Raw genomic sequence first — 1,228 nt, forward strand, 5'->3', positions numbered from 1 at the left:
GCTTGCTCGCGATGGGGTCATTAAATTCACCACGCATCTGTTGAACTGCCCATTTTGAAACTACCTACCCCCCAGCCCCCTCGCACCTGCTAGGCTCCAACCCAAGTCTCACTCGACAGATACCTGCCCATGCTCGCGCGCCTGTTGTTGTTCTGTGGTCTGTTCGTGGCCTGCACGTCGGCCGTGGCGATGACCATCTACAAGTCCAAAGATGCCAATGGCGTGGTCTCCTACAGCGACCGTCCCACGAAAGGCTCCAAAGTGTTCGTCTTCCGTGATCGCATGGACGAAAACCTGGAGCGGCAGGTGTACCTCGACATCCAGAAACAGAAGGGCACGGACAGCGTGTTCGTGCGCAACGACCTGTACGCGCCGGTCGAGATCGAATTGAGTTTCTCGGGTCTGAAAAACGTCAGCGGCGCGCCGAGCCGACCGATTCGGCGGGTCATGCCCGCGCGTAGCAGGATCCGTCTGGCGCTGCTCACGCCCAAACAGTCCGGTCGACCGCTCGTGTATGTCCCGAAGTTCGAATATTCCCTGGGTGACCCCTCAGGCGCCGCCATGGCCTACCGATACCCGCTGCCGTGGCGTGGCGGACCGTTTCGCCTGAGTCAGGGCGCCAATGGCCAGTACAGCCACTACGGCCCGAAAAACCGCTTCGCCATGGACATCGCCATGCCCGAAGGCACGCCGATCATCGCGGCGCGCGGTGGCATCGTAGTGAAAACCGAGAATAAACAGACCGGCCGCGGCACTGACCCGTCGGGCAATTTCGTGCGAGTACTGCACGATGATGGGACGATGGGCGTCTACCTGCACCTGCAACGGGGGTCGGTGAGCGTTAGGGAGGGGCAGCGAGTGTCAGTGGGCAGTGCCTTGGCGCTGTCAGGCAACACCGGCAACAGCAGCGGCCCGCACCTGCATTTCGTGGTGCAGCGCAATACCGGCCTTGGCCTGGTATCGATCCCCTATCAGTTCGCTCAACCGATGGGCAGTCTGCCCAACTTCGCGCTGGGCAAACAATAAGGCCAAGCGGATACCTGTGGTGAGGCGGCTTGCTGTGCAAGGAGGCTTGCCTGTGGCGAAGGGGCTTGCCTGTGGCAAGGGGGCTTGCCTGTGGCGAGGGGGCTTGTCTGTGGCGAGGGGGCTTGCCTGTGGCAAGGGGGCTTGTCTGTGGCGAGGGGGCTTGCCTGTGGCGAGGGGGCTTGTCTGTGGCGAGGGGGCTTGC

Annotated in this window: 1 protein-coding gene; it reads left to right on the forward strand. The window is 62.3% G+C overall.

Annotated features, from left to right (window positions below; genetic code table 11):
* Positions 1 to 129 precede the first annotated feature (129 nt).
* On the forward strand, positions 130 to 1,026 hold the full coding sequence (locus F8N12_RS27535; protein WP_150583002.1) for a peptidoglycan DD-metalloendopeptidase family protein: 897 nt from the start codon (positions 130 to 132) through the stop codon (positions 1,024 to 1,026).
* Positions 1,027 to 1,228 lie beyond the last annotated feature (202 nt).

The sequence above is a fragment of the Pseudomonas fluorescens genome, assembly GCF_902497625.1.
Classification (GTDB): Bacteria; Pseudomonadota; Gammaproteobacteria; order Pseudomonadales; family Pseudomonadaceae; genus Aquipseudomonas; species Aquipseudomonas fluorescens_BQ.